At 57.8% G+C, this 18,504-nt stretch carries 17 protein-coding genes, 1 tRNA gene and 1 pseudogene; 17 read left to right on the plus strand and 2 right to left on the minus strand.

The window, feature by feature from the left end; translation table 11 throughout:
- The first annotated feature begins 543 nt into the window (after positions 1-543).
- The 11 genes from R8G34_15905 (at position 544) to R8G34_15955 (ending at position 14,080) form a co-directional block, all read left to right on the plus strand.
- The gene (locus tag R8G34_15905) at positions 544-2,208 is read left to right on the plus strand and encodes an aromatic/alkene/methane monooxygenase hydroxylase/oxygenase subunit alpha (protein MDW3224339.1); all 1,665 of its coding nucleotides are present in this window, start codon (positions 544-546) and stop codon (positions 2,206-2,208) included.
- Positions 2,209-2,285: 77 nt separating this feature from the next.
- Positions 2,286-3,344 carry a 2Fe-2S iron-sulfur cluster binding domain-containing protein gene (locus tag R8G34_15910; protein ID MDW3224340.1) on the plus strand — a complete coding sequence of 353 codons (1,059 nt, stop codon included), beginning with the start codon at positions 2,286-2,288 and terminating at the stop codon, positions 3,342-3,344.
- 47 nt (positions 3,345-3,391) lie between these two features.
- A complete protein-coding gene (locus R8G34_15915; protein ID MDW3224341.1) occupies positions 3,392-4,453 on the plus strand; it encodes an aromatic/alkene monooxygenase hydroxylase subunit beta in 1,062 nt (353 codons plus the stop codon).
- 69 nt (positions 4,454-4,522) lie between these two features.
- Positions 4,523-4,846: an MmoB/DmpM family protein gene (locus R8G34_15920; GenBank protein MDW3224342.1), complete on the plus strand. Its 324-nt coding sequence runs from the start codon at positions 4,523-4,525 to the stop codon at positions 4,844-4,846.
- An 81-nt stretch (positions 4,847-4,927) separates the two neighbouring features.
- Positions 4,928-5,950, plus strand: a complete 1,023-nt coding sequence (locus tag R8G34_15925; protein ID MDW3224343.1) for an amidohydrolase family protein — start codon at positions 4,928-4,930, stop codon at positions 5,948-5,950.
- A gap of 4 nt (positions 5,951-5,954) precedes the next feature.
- Positions 5,955-6,758: an iron-sulfur cluster assembly protein gene (locus tag R8G34_15930; protein MDW3224344.1), complete on the plus strand. Its 804-nt coding sequence runs from the start codon at positions 5,955-5,957 to the stop codon at positions 6,756-6,758.
- Between the two features lie 30 nt (positions 6,759-6,788).
- Entirely contained in the window at positions 6,789-8,456 is a 1,668-nt protein-coding gene (locus R8G34_15935) for a molecular chaperone GroEL (GenBank protein MDW3224345.1), read from the plus strand.
- A 64-nt stretch (positions 8,457-8,520) separates the two neighbouring features.
- Entirely contained in the window at positions 8,521-9,564 is a 1,044-nt protein-coding gene (locus tag R8G34_15940; protein ID MDW3224346.1) for an NAD(P)-dependent alcohol dehydrogenase, read from the plus strand.
- Positions 9,565-10,023: 459 nt separating this feature from the next.
- Entirely contained in the window at positions 10,024-11,034 is a 1,011-nt protein-coding gene (locus R8G34_15945; GenBank protein ID MDW3224347.1) for a hypothetical protein, read from the plus strand.
- Positions 11,035-11,608: 574 nt separating this feature from the next.
- Positions 11,609-12,007, plus strand: a complete 399-nt coding sequence (locus R8G34_15950; protein ID MDW3224348.1) for a hypothetical protein — start codon at positions 11,609-11,611, stop codon at positions 12,005-12,007.
- 105 nt (positions 12,008-12,112) lie between these two features.
- The gene (locus R8G34_15955) at positions 12,113-14,080 is read left to right on the plus strand and encodes a sigma-54-dependent Fis family transcriptional regulator (protein ID MDW3224349.1); all 1,968 of its coding nucleotides are present in this window, start codon (positions 12,113-12,115) and stop codon (positions 14,078-14,080) included.
- A gap of 28 nt (positions 14,081-14,108) precedes the next feature.
- Here the strand turns inward: R8G34_15955 and R8G34_15960 are convergent, their stop codons facing one another.
- Positions 14,109-14,309, minus strand: coding sequence for a zincin-like metallopeptidase domain-containing protein (locus R8G34_15960; protein MDW3224350.1), 201 nt, complete (start codon positions 14,307-14,309; stop codon positions 14,109-14,111).
- Positions 14,310-14,395: 86 nt separating this feature from the next.
- On the opposite strand from R8G34_15960, the pseudogene R8G34_15965 reads away from it, so the two are divergent.
- Together R8G34_15965 and R8G34_15970 are read left to right on the plus strand one after the other, a co-directional pair.
- A pseudogene (locus tag R8G34_15965) lies at positions 14,396-14,635 on the plus strand (transposase).
- 47 nt (positions 14,636-14,682) lie between these two features.
- Positions 14,683-15,012 (plus strand): hypothetical protein, encoded by a 330-nt coding sequence (locus tag R8G34_15970; GenBank protein ID MDW3224351.1) that lies wholly within the window; start codon positions 14,683-14,685, stop codon positions 15,010-15,012.
- Positions 15,013-15,040: 28 nt separating this feature from the next.
- On the opposite strand, the gene R8G34_15975 is transcribed toward R8G34_15970, so the two are convergent.
- Positions 15,041-15,115: transfer RNA gene (locus tag R8G34_15975), tRNA-Thr, on the minus strand.
- Positions 15,116-15,201: 86 nt separating this feature from the next.
- On the opposite strand from R8G34_15975, the gene R8G34_15980 reads away from it, so the two are divergent.
- Genes R8G34_15980 through hisD form a run of 4 tightly spaced genes read left to right on the plus strand, consistent with a single transcriptional unit; the run spans position 15,202 to position 18,472 of the window.
- Positions 15,202-15,381 (plus strand): hypothetical protein, encoded by a 180-nt coding sequence (locus R8G34_15980; protein ID MDW3224352.1) that lies wholly within the window; start codon positions 15,202-15,204, stop codon positions 15,379-15,381.
- Between the two features lie 4 nt (positions 15,382-15,385).
- Complete coding sequence (murA, locus tag R8G34_15985) at positions 15,386-16,654, plus strand: UDP-N-acetylglucosamine 1-carboxyvinyltransferase (GenBank protein MDW3224353.1); 1,269 nt, start codon at positions 15,386-15,388, stop codon at positions 16,652-16,654.
- Positions 16,651-17,118 (plus strand): DUF2948 family protein, encoded by a 468-nt coding sequence (locus tag R8G34_15990; GenBank protein ID MDW3224354.1) that lies wholly within the window; start codon positions 16,651-16,653, stop codon positions 17,116-17,118. The genes murA and R8G34_15990 overlap by 4 nt, the downstream gene beginning before the upstream one ends.
- A gap of 49 nt (positions 17,119-17,167) precedes the next feature.
- Positions 17,168-18,472, plus strand: a complete 1,305-nt coding sequence (gene hisD, locus R8G34_15995; GenBank protein ID MDW3224355.1) for a histidinol dehydrogenase — start codon at positions 17,168-17,170, stop codon at positions 18,470-18,472.
- Positions 18,473-18,504 lie beyond the last annotated feature (32 nt).

The following is an 18,504-nucleotide window of genomic DNA, read 5'->3' on the forward strand; positions in this document are numbered from 1 at the left end:
CATTTGGCGCGTCGCCAAAGCTCCGCTCCGCCGGTCGATTTTCCATTGAACCCAAGACATTGCACTGTTCGTCCTGACCCACAGTAATGGGCGTTACAGAAAGGTTGTAACGAAGTGTTAACGCGCGGTGAAACGACTGTAACGGAATGTAACGGTCGCGCATCCGTCCCAGATCGTGCCTGTCCCAGCTACGTTCAGGAAACAAAATAAATTCTCATAATATAATGAATAAAATCAATATCCTGTGATCTTTTCGCCCCTAATTCGAGTTGTCCGCGACGGTTCTGGAACGAGCCTTGCAACAAGATATGCACAAGATGCGAGCGACCGGTCGGACCCGGTCTGCTGAAAGAACGAAGGACAGGGAGAAAGACCATCAGCGCTTAAGGCAAGCCGCCGCGGCGCTAGGGCATGTCGATCTTTTCAACCTTTGCCGAGAACCGGTGCCCATGCGTCATCCGACGACGGGCGCTTAATTGAAACGGCAAAAGCCGCCAACAGGTGTCCGGGAAACCGGACACAGAGCTATAGGAGGCTCATGGCATGACTTTGACACTAAACAAGATCACGTCCCAGCGTGGGATTTCGGTGGGGGAGGCGACCAAGAAGATCGCCGACCTTGGCTGGAATCCGAGCTACGTTCAGGAAGCCAGCACCTTCCCGACGGATTACAAGATCACCAAGGCACCACGCGATCCAATGAAGCAGGTGCTGCGATCCTACTTCCCCATGGAGGAAGAAAAGGACAACCGCGTTTACGGCGCTCTTGATGCCGCGCTACGTGGCGACATGTTCCGCAATGTCGAGCCGCGCTGGATCGAATGGATGAAGCTGTTCCTTGCGATCATTCCTTTCCCGGAAATATCTGCGGCGCGTTCCATGGCCATGGTGGCCCGACTGGCACCTGGCGAAGAGCTGCGTACCGGCTTTACCATGCAGATGGTCGACGAGTTCCGCCATTCCACGATTCAGATGAACCTGAAGAAGTGGTATATGGAAAACTACATCGATCCTGCTGGTTTCGACATCACCGAAGAAGCCTTCGGCAAATGTTATGCCACCACCATCGGTCGTCAGTTCGGCGAGGGTTTCATCACCGGCGATACCATGACCGCCGCCTGCATGTACCTGACCGTGGTCGCGGAGACTGCATTCACCAATACGCTTTTTGTGGCCATGCCATCCGAGGCCGCCCGTAATGGTGATTATGCGCTTCCTACCGTGTTCCTGTCTGTGCAGTCCGACGAGAGCCGCCACATCGGCAACGGCCATTCGCTTTTGATGGCCGCATTGAAAGAGCCGGAGAACCACCTGCTGCTCGAGCGTGACCTGCGTTATGCGTTCTGGCAGAACCACGCCATCGTGGACGCCGCCATCGGCACGTTCATCGAATACGGCACTACGAACCGCGACAAGGAAAAGGAATCCTATGCGGAGATGTGGCACCGGTGGATCTTCGAAGACTACTACCGGACCTACATGCTGCCGCTCGAGAAATACGGCGTGAAAATCCATCACGACGATGTGCAGGAAGCCTGGAAGCGGATCACTGAGAAGAACTACGTGCACAAGGTCGCACAGTTCTTCGCCGTTGGCTGGCCCGTCAACTTCTGGCGGATCGAGGCGCAGACCGACAAGGACTTCGAGTGGTTCGAGCACAAGTATCCGGGCTGGTATGCCGAGTTCGGCGATTTCTGGAAATGGTATGCCAAGCTCAGCAAGCCCGGCGAGAAGGTCATCACCTTCAACGAAGAGACGGGCTATGTCTATCCGCATCGCTGCTGGTCTTGCCTGGTTCCGTGCCTCATCCGTGAGGATATGGTCGTCGACGAGATCGACGGGCAGCTTCACACATTCGCTCATGAACTGGATCGCTGGACTGCTGTGGAGGCCTTCTCTGACGAGTATCAAGGACGTCCGACACCTGCGATGGGCAAGTTCTCGGGTAAGCGCGAGTGGGAAACAGTCTATGATGGCTGGGACCTGGCCGATGCAATCGTCGATCTCAACTTTGTGCGCGACGATGGCCAGACTCTGGTGCCACAACCACATCTGCGTTTCGACGACAAGGATATGTGGAAGCTTGAGCATGTGCGCGGCCACACGCTGGCGTCACCGCTGAAAGCTCTGCGCGGCATGAATGACGCGGATCGCACGGCACATATCGCCGAGTATCAGGCTGGTTTCACCATCAACCCCTGTAACTGAAGACACAGGCAGGGGCCGTTCGCGGCCCCTGTCACCACACGGCACTTCTATCGCGTGATACAGGAGAGGGGGGACACATGAGCGACACTTACCAGGTTCGATTGGAACCGGTTGGCGTGGAATTCGAGGTCGAAGAGGATGAAACCGTTCTCGACGCTGCGTTCAGACAGGGCATCGCGCTACCCCACGGCTGCAAGGAGGGGCAATGCTCGGCCTGCAAGTGCATTCAGCTCGACGGTGAGACTGAGTTACTGAAATATTCCACTTTCGCCTTGAGCGACTCCGAGAAGGACAGCGGGCACATCCTGATGTGTCGTACACTGGCCTACAGCGATCTCGAAATCGAGCTGCTGAACTACGACGAGGAAGTGCTCTCCAAGTCGATCCCGATCAAGCAGTATTCGGGCAAGATCGTCGACTTCGAAAAACTCACTCACGACATTCGCGGCGTGCAGATCGAGCTGGACGCGCCTTTGAAATTCTGGGCGGGCCAATATGTCGACATCACGGTCAAAACAGAAGCGGGGGAGGAGATTACACGCTCGTTCTCCATGGCAAATCCGCCGAGCGAAACCCAGAAACTCGGGTTCATCATCAAGAAATACCCCGAAGGACGGTTCTCCAACCAGCTCGACGACGGAGGCATCAAAGCCGGAGCAGACGTCCGGGTCGAAGGGCCCTACGGGATGTGTTTCCGACGCGAAGAACGGGAAGGACCCGTGATCCTCGTCGGTGCGGGATCTGGTATGTCTCCGGTCTGGTCGATCCTGAATGATCAGGTGGCCTGCGGCGAGGAACGCCCGATCCACTTCTTCTATGGTGCGCGCACGCAGGACGATCTCTTCAAACTCGATGAGATCGCGGCGCTCACGAAGGCCCATCCCTACGTGGAGTTCATACCCGTCCTGAGCCATGCCGATGACGATGCAGGTTGGACTGGCGCGCGCGGCTTTGTGCACGAATACGTCGACACGCATCTCAAGGAACTGGGCATCGACGGCGATGGAGATGTCTACGCCTGCGGCCCGCCGCCCATGATCGACGCGCTGACTCCAGTGCTGTTCATGCACGACTTCGATACGGACAGAATCTTTTTTGACAAATTCACGCCCACTTCCGGTTCTTCGAGCCACTGAGATTGGCTCGAACGCTAGTGACGTGACACAACTCAAGGGAGGCTAAAATGGTAGCAACATCAAGCTCAGTGGGATCCGGTGCGGCAGGGGCCGCACAGTTCGTCGGATCGACAAGCCGCAAATACAACTACTTCACCCCACGCGGCAAAAGGGCAACGCATTACGAGGATGTCACAGTTGACGTCCAGCCCGATCCCGAACGCTATCTGATACAGAACTGGATCATCGAGTTTGAGGGCGGCAAAGGTGGCGGCGCCTATCAAAAGGACTACACCGCCGCACGGTCGAGCAATTGGCACGCCTTTCGCGCGCCTGATCAGGAGTGGGAGCGCACACACTACCAGCGCCAGTCCAGGATCGAGACCATGGTGCAGAGCGTTATTCAGAACGCCCGCAAAGCCGGCGCGCCGGCCACTTTTGACAAGGCGTGGACGACGATCCTGCAAAAACATCTGGGTGCATGGAAACATGCCGAATTTGGCCTTGGCACCTCGCTGATGCAGGCGCAGCGCTATGGCTACACGCAGATGATCAATAATGCGACGCTGACCAATTCATCCTACAAGCAGCGTCTTGCGCAGGACATCACGCTGTATCTGGCCGAGATCGGCATGGATATCGAGGGCTGGAATGACGATCTGGGCAAGCAGGCCTGGCTGGAAGATCCGATCTGGCAACCGACACGCGAAGCCATCGAGACGATCATGGGCTGTGAGGATTACCTGGAACAGTACTTTGCGATCAATATCGTTTTCGAACCGCTGGTGGGCGAATTGATCCGTTCGGGTTTCTTCATGCAGGTCGCTGCGGCCAATAATGACTTTATCACGCCGCCGGTGATCTCCGCTGCGGAGGCCGATTTCGAGCGTAATCTCGCGAACACTGTCGATCTGGTCTACTTGCTGGCCAATGACGAAGAGTTTGGAACACAAAACCGCAAGCTCTTCACGGCCTGGCTGAACAAGCATCGCGATCTGGCCGACAAGGCCGCCGCAGCATTGCAGCCGATCTGGTCACAACCCCATTCCAAGCCGGTCTCTTTTGAGGATGTCAAAGCCGTGTCGCACGAGCGGCTCAGCCACATCATCGATGAGCTGGGTATCGGATAACTCTCTGAAAGGGATATATTTATGTCTAATGTTGCACGCGATTCATCCAAGCAAAACATCTTCAAATCAATGAAGGACATCGATCTGAGCTCGCGCGAGGTTTCGCATCAATGCGGCGTCACCATGAACGATTCCGTCGAGGCCCGCGCCATCGCCGAATTCATGGGGCAGGATCCGAAAGTCACGGTGACCTACAACCCTGCGACCATCCGTGTCGACGGCGAGGGCAAGCTGATCTTCAAGATGGACGAGATCACTGAATATCTTGGGCGCGAAATGACCGCCGAGACCTTCGAGGTCAACACCTCCACCCACTACGGGCGCATGGTCCGGGTTGATGACAACACCGTCATCCTCTTTGGCGACATGAACGAAGTGATGGAATTCATCTGACGCCACCTGACGCAGATCTTCGGGGGCCGGCACCGGCCCCCGGGTATTCAAACAAAAACACTGCACCCAAGGGAGAGCACAATGTACAAGACACCCGATGGAAAAGAGATTTTCGTTCTCGACGGCCACACGCATTTTTGGGATGGAAGCCCGGAGAACCAGGCCAACGTACATGGCAAGCAGTTCATCGACTGCTTTTATGCCTACCACACCAATCTTAGCCCCGAGGAACAACTCTGGGAAAAATCCAAGTTCGAGAAGTATTCCGAAGACGATATCTATCGTGATCTGTTCATCGACGGACCGGACGACATGGCGATCATCCAGTCGACCTATCTGAGCGATTTTTACAAGAATGGTTTTTCGTCGATCGAGCGCAGCAATGCTATGGCGGAACGCCATCCGGAACGCTTCATCGTCAACGGCACGTTCGATCCGCGCGACGGCGAGAAGGCGTTGGAGTACATCCATTACATGAAAGAAACCTTTGATATCAAAGGCGTGAAGATGTACACGGCCGAGTGGAATGGCGATAGCAAGGGCTGGGCGCTGAACGATCCGGCAGCCTACAAGTGCTTTGAGCTCTGCGACAAGCTGGGCATCCACAATATTCATGTTCATAAGGGCCCGACGATCATTCCGTTGTCGAAAGACGCGTTTGATGTGCATGACGTTGACTATGCGGCCACTGACTTCCAGAACCTCAACTGGATCATTGAGCATTGCGGGTTACCGCGACTGGACGATTTCTGCTGGATCGCGACGCAGGAAACCAACGTCTATGCCGGTCTCGCGGTGGCGCTGCCCTTCATTCATGCCCGCCCACGATATTTCGGCGAAGTGATCGCGGAACTGCTATTCTGGATCGGTGACGAGAAGATCCTGTTCGGCTCGGATTACGCGATCTGGACGCCGCAATGGCAGGTGGAAAAGCTGTGGAACTTCCAAATCCCCGACGACATCGCCCAAGAGCGCGGTGTGCAATTGACCGACGAAACCAAGGAGAAGATTCTCGGGCTCAATGCGGCAAGGCTTTATGGCGTCGATGTCGCGCAAAAGAAGGCCGAATTGGCCGGCGCACCTGTGCAAATCGCGGCGGAGTGAACCGATGTTGCGCGAAACTCTCAAAACAGAGCTTGAGGTGGAGATCTGGGGCCGTCTCGACGGCGTGACGGACCCCGAGCTTGACGAGCCCATCACCGATATGGGCTTCGTTGAGCGGATCGAAGTCTCGGATGCACGGGTAGTTCGGGTCGACTTCCGGCTACCTACCTATTGGTGTTCGCCGAACTTCGCCTTCCTGATGGCCTTTGGCATTCGCAGCGCGGTGGTGTCTCTGCCTTGGGTGGTCGAGACGCAGGTGCATCTCAGCGATCATTGTTTCGGAGACGAGGTCAACGAGGGCGTCAATAGCGGCCGTGCTTACTGCGATGTCTTTGCGCAGTATTGCGACGGGGCCAATCTTGAACGGGTGGAAGAGAAGTTCGCCGCGAAGGCGTTTGATCGGCGTCAGGAAACTGTGCTTCTGGGGTTGGGTTCGCTGGGTCAAAGCGCACAGGACATCGTGTCCATGACGCTTGAGACGTTTCAGCAGATTGCCTTTCAGGGCGAAGAGGAGCTGCGGCAAAAGCCGCGTTATCTCGAGCTGTTGCTGTCCCGTGGACTGGCCAAGAACCCCGACGATCTGGCTTTTCCGACCTGGCAAGGCGCGCCGATCAGCGAGGCCAATCTGACAGAGCATCTCGGTCGTCTGCGCAGCACCCGCATCAACATGGAGTTCAACAGCGCCATGTGCCGGGGGCTTGCCAAGACCCGCTACAAGGAGGTCGAGATCGGACCGGATGGCCCGACGCTGGTCGATTTCATCGCAGGCCGCGTGCCACCGCGAGGTGGGGCAACGGCAACCGGCTAAGACGCTGGAAACAATAAATCAACTGGGAGCATGCCTGATTTGATCGTCAGGCGGGAGGAGGAATTTATGGCTAAACTCATGGTACATGGTGCGGTTGCGAGAAACTGCCTTGCGCGCGGCGTCGGACGGCTTGCAGCAGCGGTGGAGCCGACATTGGGCCCCAAGGGTCTCAATGCGATGGTCGACCGTCCGGTGGGCACACCCCTGGTGACCCGCGACGGCGTCAGCATCGCTTCGGAGATCGAGTTGGACGACCGGTTCGAGAACATGGGCGCGCAGGTGGTGCGCGAAGTGTCGATGCAGACCAATGACGTGGCGGGTGACGGCACGACAACGGCCATCGTCCTGGCCAACGCGCTGATCCAGCGCGGGGTTGAGCTGACGGGCAGTGGCGTCAAACCGGTCGATCTTTGCAAGGGCATCGATCTTGCGGTGGCGCGGATCATTGATGCCATAGACGACTCTTCTCTCGATTGTGAGGAACATCCCGAATATCTTCAAGCGGTGGCACGGGTGTCCTCGACCGATCCCAAACTGGGCGAGTTGGTGGCCGAAGCCTTCCGTCGTGTCGGACGCGACGGTGTGATTTCGGCTGACTTCGGAGTCACTATCGAGACCACAATGGACGTGGTCGAAGGCATGTCCTTCGAGCGTGGCTACATCTCGCATCATATGGTGACAGACCGCGAGAACATGGAAGCGGTGCTGCGCAATCCGCTGATCCTGATGACGGATCAAAAAATCCTCAATCCCGCAGTTCTCGATACCGCCCTCTCGATTGCTGATGGCGAGAACCGGCCCTTGCTGATCATCGCCGAAGAGATCGCGCCCGAAGTGGTGATCAAGCTGCTCGAAGGCGGTGGGGCGGGCAAGTATCTGATCGTGCACCCGCCGGAATACGGCCATTGGCGCAGCGCGATGATGGACGATCTGGCGATTCTGACCGGCGGAGAAGTGCTGGCGCGTGATCTTGGCAAAAAGATCGAGAACGTCACGCGCGCACAGCTGGGCGGTGCCGAAGTGGTCCGCTCGCATGCCTCGGTTACGTCTATTTTGCGGGGCGAGGGTGATCCTGACGCGATCAGCGCGCGCCGCAACCAGGTGCAACGCCAGCATGACGTGGCCCCGCCCAATATCGACAAGGACAAACTGCGCGAACGGCTGTCCAAGCTGACCGGCGGGAGCGCGATCATCTATGCGGGCGGCTTTACGCCCGTTGAGCAGAAGCGCACCATTCAGCTTATTGATGATGCGCTGTGCGCGGTGCGCGCGGCGGCGGAGGATGGCGTTGTCTCGGGCGGTGGAACAGCGCTGGCCCAGATCGGCGCATGCCTCGACAGTCTCGACGCGCTGGGCGACGTGGCCAAGGGCATCCAGCTGGTGCGTTCGATCCTGACCCAGCCGCTGAGCCGTATCGTGAGCAACGCCGGTGGCGATGTCGATGCGGTCGTGAAAGCGGTGGTCGAGGGCGTGCCGGGCCATGGCTACAACGCCGCGACCGGCACATTCGGCGACATGTATGAGGCAGGCATCATCGATCCGGCTCGGGTGCCTGCCAGCGCCCTGGTGAATGCGGCGTCGGTGGCCACGCTGATCCTGACCACAGAAACTCTGGTCGGCGATCTTGAAGAAGGTGAGGCCGATCCAACCGAGGGCCCCGCCCTGGGCGGCGGCGCGGAATTGCTGGGCCGCGCCTGAGCGCGGGAGACCAAGCGGGACCGGCCTTCCGGGGCCGGTCCGATCAGAACGAAGGAATGGGACCATGAAAGCAGCGAGACTCTACGAATACGATCCGGCCATGAACGTGAATCTGAAGATCGAGGATGTGAAAGAGCCCGACGTCGCAGCTCCGGACGAGGTGATTGTCAAAGTCGGGGCCGCCGGCCTCTGCCGCACCGATCTGCACATCATCGAAGGGGTCTGGAAGGATATCATGGACACCGAAGGCAGCTTGCTGCCCTACGTGCTGGGCCATGAGAACGCAGGCTGGGTCGAGGATGTGGGCAGCGCTGTGACCTCGGTCAAACCCGGCGACGCGGTGATCTGCCATCCGCATCGAAGCTGCGGCATCTGCCTGAACTGTCGCTACGGCCACGACATGTATTGCGACCACGGTCTCTTTCCCGGACTTGGCCTCGATGGCGGGTTTGCGGAATATTTCAAGACAAACGAAAGCTCTGTCATCAAGCTCAATACCGGGGTCACGCCGCTTGAGGTGGCACCGATGGCTGATGCGGGCATCACGGCCTACCGTGCAGCCAAGAAAGCTGCCAAACTGCTCAATCCCGGCGGCTATGTCTTGTTGTTGGGGATCGGCGGGCTGGGCCATATCGCGCTTCAGGTGCTCAAACATGCCAGCGGCGCACGGGTAATCGCGGTGGATCAGGAACCTGCGGCACGTGCGCTTGCCAAGGATCTTGGGGCTGATATCGTGCTGGATGGTGGGCCAAACCTAATTGATGAAGTCAAGGATCTGACCGGTGGCGGCGCGCATGTGGCGATTGACTTCGTGGGCGAGCACGGCACCGAAAACGTCTGCTGGAAGCTGCTACGCCAAGGCGGAGAGCTGATCATGGTGGGCTACGGCGGCACCGTCGAAGTCCCGACGCTGGAACTGGTGGCCAATGAGATCAAGATCGGCGGGAGCCTTGTGGGCGACTATGTGGAACTAGTCGAGCTGATGGAGATGAATGCCGATGGTAAGGTGAAGATGCACCAGACGGAATACAGCCTTGCTAACATCAATCAGGCGATTGCTGATTTCAAGGATCGCAAGTTCACCGGCCGCGGGGTGATTGTTCCTTGACCCGCACATCTGACCCCGAAGGTATCCTTGTGCGGCTCGTTCGCCTGTGATGCCCCGCCCTGCGGTGACCGCTTCCTCCCCAGCCGCCTTTTTCCGTGAGGTTTTTGGCCCCGACCTGGCCGACCGGATCGACGTTGACGGCTTCACGTTTGTGTAGTGCTCCAACGCCGAAAACCCGTTCAAGCTTGAGGTGACGACCAGCACAGGGACACCCGGGCCTCATAAGATGGGTAACAGTTGCAGGCAAGCAGCGTTTTGTGCCGAGCATGTTCGGTTCTAGGCCGCCGGTCTTTCGCTCCGAAAACTTGTTGATCTCAACCATAAGGATAAACTGCTTGCGCGCATTTTCTTCGTTCAGGACCCCTATGGCTATGAGATCGAGCTGCTGCAGCACGCGGTGTGCTCTCCGTAGGTCCCAGGGCAAGGGGAAGATATGGCACTTGCGTCACAACTCGTGACGTGCCGGAGGTACTGACGCAAGATCCGTCTTTTGGCGCTAGCTTTGTGATCGGCGCAGGCTTTATGGCCGGGCAGGCGCAGGTCGATAACCGGGCGCTTAAGCGCGAATTTCTCACACCAGCGACGATGGCCACTCTGATCCAGATGGCGCGCGACATCTATCCGCTCGAACAGGTGCAGGACGAGTCCTACGCGCAAGCTGTGAAGGGTTACGACAACGAAAAGGCTGCGCCTGGTGTGGAGATGGGAATTTCTGCGCTCAACGCGGCGGCACACGGCAAAGGCTGCGCCGACTACGTCAATTTCAGGTGGGCGCGTGACCGCGTGAGCGTGCTGCGCGCCATAGCAGACAGCGCGTTCTTCCAACAGATACGCGGCGGTCTGGTGACGGGTCTCTATAACCAGAATGCCGTCTGGCCGATCTTCGCCGTCAAGAACGACAGCTATTCGGCAGGCGGTTACATCGACTACGGCTTTGACGATATCGGCGATATTACTGGCTTGGTCTATGTTGACGTCGAAGGAACCGAGCATGATCAGAAGGCGCGTATCCTTCAGGACGAATGCCGCCATGACCCACGCCGTGGCTTTATCTCCGGTTTTGAGTTTGAGATGCTCATACTTGGTCTGCCAATCATGGTCATCTTCTTTGATCGCAGCGCCTGCGGGCGCGAGTTCACCACAGCACTTGGCCACGATAAAAAAGTGGTTGGCATGTGGATTGTAGGCAAGGACATGCCGCAGGAAACCAACCGCATCACGCTCAAACACGAGGTGAAGGCCCCGCACGGACTGCCAGTGACGGATGTATATTTCGACGACCATCCAAACGATGTTGCCAAGCGCAACCATGTCTACATGCAGGACGCTGCGGTCTATGAGGCGGTCGGCGCGACGTTGCCCTATCCCTTGACACAGGACCTTGAGACCAATCGCATGTCGGCAAATACGCGCGATAGAGATGTAAATGCGCATGGTCGGACCCATGACATCGCTAACCCGTTTGTCTAGGACGGCAATCGGTTCACGACCGGGGCGGCGTAAAATCTGACGCTGACTATTGTGGGGCTGGTCATCCGGCAGGCTGATTGCATCACCTCGGAACTGGACCGTCAGAACCTTTGATCGGGAGCCAGACTCCCCTCCGGTCTTTTGGCGTCAGGAAGGCCGGACCCGGTCGCGTCACCAAGTGTTCGCCGAACCGCTCGATCGCTTGATCTTGGCTCGATACGTGCAGGGCCAATGCCCTGGCCAGACCGTGCGACGGGTTGAAAAATGTGTTCAGTTTTTGAACATATCCAGATCGGGGAACCGCACAGCGCGCACCGATAAATTTCAGCATAATAACATGAACCAAAAGGAAAAAACCCGCATCTCCGTTGAAAGCGAATAGTCAGGCGGTACGGCCAGCTATTGCGCAGGTACAAGGCAGTTTGCCCATTTTATTGGCTGTAGAGGGGCTTTTCTGTTAACACACCCATGGGAGGAACACATTTTGGATATTTTCTCGAAACGTGATGGTCCGCGTCTCGAAGACGTAAAAGCGCGCCGTGTTTTAAAGGAAAATGCTGGTACAATCCGCAAGTTGGCCGACCAGATCAGCAATGGGGGCTACTCGCGGATGCAGGCGGACGAAGCGCGCCGCAAGCAGGCGCCACAGCCCGAAGGCCTGATCATTCATGACCTTAAGGCGAAGGTGCAGTCCGATGTGCCGGAGCCCTATGTCAAGGTCAGCCTCAACAACCGCGTTGTGCTTGTGGACAAATGCAACGGCAAGCAGATGTTGCTACTAGGTGAGATTCGCGGAAATTTTCTATCGAAGAAGTTTGTTCTGGCGACGCGGGAAAACGGCTTCCTGTCGCCGCTTGAAGATGACGTATTGGACGCAATCGCCCATCTCGACGGACAACAAATAACCGACGAATTCACCGAACAAGATCTGGCCGCCGGGTTGGAGACAGTTTTTGTATCGCCGGTCATCTGACCGGAATCCCCGTTCTTTTTCTCGTGACCTAACACCAGGAACACGTCTCATGACCTTTGGGGGAGCAACAGGACTATTGAAACGGAAAGCAAGAGGTCTCAGCAAGTGACTATTGACCTAAGCCATTCGGAAAATGACACACGAGAAGCGTGGGAGCGTTTCGTCTCCTCCGTAACCCGTCATGACGAGCGACCTTCGAAGGTCCGAAACGAAATTCTCGATTCCTGGAAACGCAGCAAGGCATTCGGTGTGAATGCAGGCGCCCAGGCCTCGCGCAAGATCGACGATGAGAACCAACTCTACCTGCGCTGCGAACGCAATGCCGCCTTGCGCAAAGCGGCCACTGTAGCGTTCAAACGGCTTGAACCGCATCTGAAAGAGGCCAAGACCATCCTGATCCTAGCCGATGATCAAGGCGTCGTCATTGAAGCCATCGGCGACAGTGTCGTGCTGGAGAACGGCAAAGACATCCATCTGGAGGTCGGCGGAGATTGGAGCGAAGCCACAATTGGGACCAACGGCATCGGGACTGCGCTGCGGACAGGCAGACCGGCTTATGTGCATGCCTCCGAACATTTTGTTGAGGGAGTGCAATCTTGGACCTGTGCCGGTGCGCCGATCCGTGATCCTTTCACCCAGACGACGATCGCGGTGGTTAACCTTTCCGGCCCGCCACAGATCTTCCGCCAGCATAATGTAGCCCTTGTTCTGGCAACCGCACACGAGATCGAAATCGCGCTCGCCGATCAGAAACAGGCTGAGCGTACACAGTTGCTGGAAGCGTTCCTGTTGTCAGACCAGGGTCGAGGAAACGACGGCGTCGTTCTGGTTGATCAGTCCGGTCGGGTGCAGTTCCGCCGGGGATTGGAGACAGACCATCTAGAGCGTGGCCGGGAGCTGACCGTGGGGCACAAGTTGCTGCCAAAACTGGAAGGATTGACGGATCAGGACATCCCCAAGCTCCTCCCGGTGAACCTTGAGACTCGCGGCATCGAAAGGCTCAGGCTGGATGGTGAATTCCGGGGCGCGGCAGTCTTTCTGAAAGACAAAAGCAAGGCGCAACGCAAGGTCGTCGAGACCTGCCGGATCAGACCACGCGCCAACGTCGTTGAGAGTGAAATTCAGATTGTTGGACGCTCGCCAAAGATGCTTGACGCCATAGGTTTGGCGGAACGTGCGGCGCTTGCGAATGTGTCGGTGCTTATCCATGGGGAAACCGGCGTCGGAAAGGAGCTTTTCGCACGGTTGATCCACAGTCGGTTGCCCGATGCCAAGGCTCCTTACGTTCCGGTCAATTGCGCTGCGGTTTCCGGCGAGCTGATAGGCGCCGAGCTGTTCGGCTATGCCGGGGGTGCCTTCACGGGGGCGGCACCCGGTGGGCGCGCGGGCAAGTTCGAGCTTGCGCATCGCGGGGTTCTTTGTCTCGATGAGATCGGCGATATGCCGATAGAATTGCAGCCCTATCTTCTCCGGGCGCTGGAGCAACGGTCGATCTACCGCGTAGGCGACAGCAAGCGACGCAATGTCGATGTCAGGCTCGTCGCCATGACGAACCGCGATCTGCGGTGTGAAATAGAAAAGGGCAAGTTTCGCCGTGATCTGTTCTACCGTATCGGTGTTTTGACGATAGAAGTGCCGCCGCTGCGCGAACGCCGCGAGGATGTGCCCGCGCTGGTCGAACACTTTTCCGATCTCTTCGCGGCCAAGCCAGGGCACACGCGGATGACTTTCACAGAAAGGGCGCTTGAGCTGTTGTGCAACTATCAATGGCCTGGAAATGTTCGTGAACTGCGGAACGTCGTGCAGCGCTTCTATCTGGTCAAGTCCGACCGCGTGGTCACGGCCCAGGATCTGCCATCAGAGATCCAGGACGATTTCGAAGCCGGTGACGCGGGGTCGCCGGAGTATATCCTCGACGCCAATTCGGGAGATCTGGAGAGCATCGAGGCGGGTGCGATCCGGCGGACTATCGTCGCTGAAAATGGCAATCTGACACGCGTGGCTGCCGTGCTCGGGATCTCGCGACCGACCCTTTATCGCAAGATAAAACGGTATCACATCCGCAAGATCTGAAACGACATTGGCGGACTTGCCCAGTTAATCACAATCGATTTTGAAGGATGTTCAACTCGTGGGCAAGCGTGGCATAGTACGCCTCGGGGCTACGGAAGCTCTCGAAATGCGGCATCTGCACATGATCGGTCCCGTCGCTGTAGTGGGCAGAATTTCCGCCGTGGCGAATGTCTGCGCCACTTGCTGCAAAGAATTGGTCTGCATGCTCGATCCGCTGGGCGGGAGCGATTGTCTGACGTCAGCGCTTATGGATCCAAATAGGGTTATTTGCTAAGGGAGTGTTTGTTGCTCATCGTAACCACCGAGGAGTGGACGATGAGAAAGACAGCGAAGAGCCTTGGCGAGAAGATCGTCAAAGATATTAAACGTGCAACGCGCAAGCACTATTCATCTGAAGAGAAGATCAGGATCGTGTTGGATGGTCTGCGTGGTGAAAACAGCATTGCTGAGCTGTGCCGCCGTGAAGGGATATCGCAGGGCATCTACTACAAATGGTCGAAAGACTTCATGGAGGCCGGAAAGAAGCGGCTAGCTGGGGACACAGCACGCGCTGCGATCAATCCAAGGCCATTGTGACGTCTGCCAAGAAAGAATTGCGGCGCGTGGACAAGGAAATTGAAATCGTCCTTGATCGCATCATGGGGGCCAGCAGTGACTCGGTCATTCGTCGCTATGAAAGCAAGGTCGAGCAACTGGAACGTCAGAGGGCCGGATTGGTGGAAAAAGTCTCAAATCAAGGTGAGGCCAAAGGCACCTACGCAGAAAAACTAGAACTCGTTCTGAAGTTTCTCTCAACTCCATGGAATCTATGGGATAATGGTGACATCCATGTCCGCCGAATGGTGCTGAAACTCGCCTTTACCTCCCCCGTTTACTGCACCCGAAATGAGGGGGCTAGAACTCCCGATTTATCTATACCGTTAAGGCTTTAGATAGTGTTTTGGATGGAGGATTCTTTTGTGGTGCTGCTGGAGAGAATCGAACTCTCGACCTCTCCCTTACCAAGGGAGTGCTCTACCTCTGAGCTACAGCAGCGCCGATGTGGCGCGTGAGTAGACGCAATAACGCATTTGCGCAAGCCTAATCTGGACGCTGTGCGCACCCTGCGCTAGACAGACGCCATGGTTCATAAATCAGACCCCAAAAAGCAAACCGGACCCAAGGATGCGCGTGCAGATCGGCTCAAGGCCGCTCTGAAAGCAAACCTTGCGCGGCGAAAAGCTCAGAGCAGAGCGCGCAGCGATACAAAAGGGGCACAAACAGGCACTCCGGCACCCACCGGATCACAAAAGGACGCATAAGCGTATGGATTCCATTCTTGTTCGGGGCGGTGGCCCGCTCAGCGGGCAAATTCCGATTGCGGGCGCTAAAAACGCCTGTTTGACGCTGATGCCCGCGACGCTGCTTTCCGAGGAACCGTTGACGCTGATCAATGCGCCGCGTCTGTCTGATATCAAAACCATGACGCAATTGCTGCAATCCCTGGGCGCGGAGGTCACGTCGCTGCAGGGCGGGCAGGTCATTGCCCTGTCCAGTCATGATATCAACAACCACATGGCACATTACGATATCGTGCGCAAAATGCGGGCCTCGATCCTCGTGCTGGGGCCGCTTCTCGCGCGTTTCGGGCATGCTGTGGTCTCCTTGCCCGGGGGATGTGCGATCGGGGCGCGTCCGGTTGATCTGCACCTCAAGGCGCTTGAGGCGATGGGGGCGGAGCTCGAACTCAGGGACGGTTATGTGCATGCCAGGGCCCCGGGTGGGCTCAAGGGCGGGAAGGTCGATTTTGACTTTGCCTCCGTCGGGGCAACGGAAAACGCACTGATGGCGGCGACCCTGGCCAAGGGCACGACCGTCATCAATAACGCCGCCCGTGAACCGGAAATCATTGATCTGGCGCGGTGTTTGCGCTCAATGGGTGCACAGATTGACGGCGAAGGGACCTCAACCCTGACCGTTCAGGGCGTGGACCGTCTGGGCGGCGCAACCCACGCGGTGGTCACGGATCGCATCGAACTGGGCACCTATATGCTTGCCCCCGCAATCTGCGGCGGGGAGGTTGAGTTGCTCGGCGGCCGGCTCGATCTGGTCGCGGCGTTCTGCGAAAAACTCGACGCGGCCGGGATCGCGGTCAGCGAAACGCCAAAAGGCCTCTCGGTGAAACGTCGCGGTGACATCACGCATGCGGTGGATGTGACCACCGAGCCCTTTCCCGGCTTTCCCACCGACCTTCAGGCCCAGATGATGGCGCTGCTTTGCACGGCGGATGGCACGTCGGTGCTGGAGGAAAAGATCTTTGAAAACCGCTTCATGCATGCGCCGGAACTGATGCGCATGGGTGCGGATATCGACGTACAGGGGGGCACTGCGACCGTAAAAGGCGTGGGTAAACTCAAGGGCGCGCCGGTCATGGCCACCGACCTGCGCGCGTCTGTCTCGTTGATCCTTGCGGGCCTCGCGGCAGAAGGGGAAACGCGCGTGGGTCGCGTCTATCACCTGGATCGCGGATATGAACATGTCGTCGCCAAGTTGCGCGGCGTCGGGGCGGATATCGAACGGATACAAGAAAAATGACGGACGCAAGTTTTGAAGACGGCCATGAGGCCCCGCTGAACCTTGGCGCGCTGGATGGTGAGGACCTGACCGTCATCTCCGCTCTGGTGCAGGACGCGGTCTTTCCGGCAACGGAAATGCGCTGGGACCGGGGGGCAAACCGGTTTGCCCTGCTGATCAACCGTTTCCGCTGGGAAGAGGGCCCGGCGCGCGCCCTGTCCCCGGAACGGGTGCAATCCCTCTTGGTATTTGAGGGCGTGCGCGGGGTGGCCAGCAACGGAATTGACCGCAAGGATGGCGATACTGTCTTGTCCATCCTGTCGGTTGCCTTTGAAGAGGTTGACGCCCCCGGTGGTCACATGATTTTGACCTTGGCCGGGGACGGTGCCATCCGCCTGTCCGTCGAAGCCCTTGAGGTGGCATTGAAAGATGTGACAAAGCCCTATGTTGCGCCTTCCAAGAAAACCCCCGGTCACCCGGAATAAAACGGTTTGGCGCGCCGTAACACTCATGTGATCTGCCAAAGGTACCGGTATGCCCGTCTTTTTAAACGCCACTGACACAGATTTCGAAACAGCCTTTCAATCCCTGCTGAGTGCCAAGCGCGAAGACAGCCCGGATGTTGATGCGACGGTGGCCCAGATCATCGCGGATGTGCGCGCACGTGGCGATGCCGCAGTGCTTGACCTCACGCAAAAATTCGACCGTTTGACCCTGACGCCTGAGAGCTTGCGCATTACGCAGGCCGAGATTGATGAGGCCACCGCGCAAGTATCGCAAGAAGAACACGCCGCCCTTGCCTTGGCCGCTGACCGCATTCGCGCCTATCACGAACGCCAGCGCCCCACGGATGCCGAATGGCAGGATGACACCGGTGCGACATTGGGTTGGCGCTGGACGCCGGTGGCCGCTGCGGGGCTTTATGTCCCGGGCGGGCTCGCCTCATACCCCTCATCGGTTTTGATGAATGCGATACCCGCAAAAGTCGCAGGCGTGCCGCGTCTGGCGATGGTGGTTCCGGCGCCCGATGGGGTGCTGAACCCGCTGGTGCTGGTGGCGGCAACGCTTGCGGGGGTTGATGAAATCTACCGGATTGGCGGCGCGCAGGCGATTGCGGCCCTCGCCTATGGCACCGAGACGATTGCGCCCGTGGATAAAATCACCGGACCGGGCAATGCCTTTGTCGCGGCGGCCAAACGGCGGGTTTTTGGCAAAGTCGGGATCGATATGATCGCCGGACCATCGGAAATTCTGGTGATCGCGGATGGGGACAATGATCCCGATTGGATCGCGCTTGACCTGCTCAGTCAGGCGGAACATGACGAAAGCGCGCAGTCTATCTTGATCACGACGGATGCCGATTTTGGCCGTGCTGTCGCGGATGCTGTGGAAAAACGCCTCGAAACTCTGAAGCGCCGGGTCATTGCGGGGCCCAGCTGGCGCGATTTCGGCGCGGTGATCAGCGTGCCCGATCTTGCAACCGCTGCCGCGCTGAGCGACCGGATCGCGCCGGAACACCTTGAGCTTTGCGTCGCGGATCCTGATAGCCTAAGCGCGCAGATCACTCACGCCGGTGCGATATTTCTGGGGCAATGGACGCCCGAAGCTATTGGCGACTATATCGGGGGGCCAAACCATGTGCTGCCGACGGCGCGTTCGGCGCGGTTTTCATCCGGGCTCTCTGTGCTCGATTTTGTCAAACGCACCACAATGGCGCGTATGACGCCACAGGCTCTGAAGACCATTGGTCCTGCGGCAGAAACCCTTGCGCACTCCGAGAGCCTTGAAGCACACGGTCTGTCGGTAACGGCACGGTTGCGTAAACTCAACGACAGCTAGAGCATTGCCCTTTTGCGCGGACCTGCGCTAAG

It is taken from the genome of Paracoccaceae bacterium (assembly GCA_033344815.1).
Taxonomy (GTDB): Bacteria; Pseudomonadota; Alphaproteobacteria; order Rhodobacterales; family Rhodobacteraceae; genus Roseobacter.

Excerpts from the sequence above, each read along its gene's own strand:
- R8G34_15935 (MDW3224345.1), top strand. The coding sequence starts at position 6,789 with ATGCCTGATTTGATCGTCAGGCGGGAGGAGGAATTTATGGCTAAACTC.
- R8G34_15925 (MDW3224343.1), top strand. The coding sequence starts at position 4,928 with ATGTACAAGACACCCGATGGAAAAGAGATTTTCGTTCTCGACGGCCAC.
- R8G34_15940 (MDW3224346.1), top strand. The coding sequence starts at position 8,521 with ATGAAAGCAGCGAGACTCTACGAATACGATCCGGCCATGAACGTGAAT.
- R8G34_15990 (MDW3224354.1), top strand. The coding sequence starts at position 16,651 with ATGACGGACGCAAGTTTTGAAGACGGCCATGAGGCCCCGCTGAACCTT.
- R8G34_15915 (MDW3224341.1), top strand. The coding sequence starts at position 3,392 with ATGGTAGCAACATCAAGCTCAGTGGGATCCGGTGCGGCAGGGGCCGCA.
- murA (MDW3224353.1), top strand. The coding sequence starts at position 15,386 with ATGGATTCCATTCTTGTTCGGGGCGGTGGCCCGCTCAGCGGGCAAATT.
- hisD (MDW3224355.1), top strand. The coding sequence starts at position 17,168 with ATGCCCGTCTTTTTAAACGCCACTGACACAGATTTCGAAACAGCCTTT.
- R8G34_15980 (MDW3224352.1), top strand. The coding sequence starts at position 15,202 with ATGGTTCATAAATCAGACCCCAAAAAGCAAACCGGACCCAAGGATGCG.
- R8G34_15910 (MDW3224340.1), top strand. The coding sequence starts at position 2,286 with ATGAGCGACACTTACCAGGTTCGATTGGAACCGGTTGGCGTGGAATTC.
- R8G34_15920 (MDW3224342.1), top strand. The coding sequence starts at position 4,523 with ATGAAGGACATCGATCTGAGCTCGCGCGAGGTTTCGCATCAATGCGGC.
- R8G34_15930 (MDW3224344.1), top strand. The coding sequence starts at position 5,955 with ATGTTGCGCGAAACTCTCAAAACAGAGCTTGAGGTGGAGATCTGGGGC.
- R8G34_15905 (MDW3224339.1), top strand. The coding sequence starts at position 544 with ATGACTTTGACACTAAACAAGATCACGTCCCAGCGTGGGATTTCGGTG.